Origin of the sequence: Domibacillus indicus, from assembly GCF_023715895.1 — a bacterium.
GTDB classification, from domain to species: Bacteria; Bacillota; Bacilli; order Bacillales; family Domibacillaceae; genus Domibacillus; species Domibacillus indicus_A.
In genome coordinates, this window is the sequence record NZ_JAMBOO010000131.1 from 1 (window position 1) to 255 (window position 255).

Below are 255 nucleotides of genomic sequence, written 5' to 3' on the forward strand. Positions count from 1 at the left end.
AATATTTTTTAAGCATGGCACCGGAAGATCCCGTGATTGACGCAAGCCTGCTCACAAAGTTCCGCAAGCTTCGGCTTCAAGACGCGGGCTTATTAGATATGCTTATTGGAAAGACCGTTGAGATTGCACTTGAAAAAGAAATTATCAAAAACCATACGGTTATTGTAGACGCTACCCATACGAAAGCACGCTACAATCAAAAATCACCTAAGGAATTTCTGCAGGAAAAATCAAGAAACGTTCGAAAAGCGGTGT

The 255-nt window shown here is 41.6% G+C and carries 1 protein-coding gene; it reads left to right on the forward strand.

The features are described 5' to 3' along the window. A partial coding sequence (locus M3221_RS25950; protein WP_472843784.1) for a transposase occupies positions 1-255 on the forward strand: 255 nt, incomplete at both ends.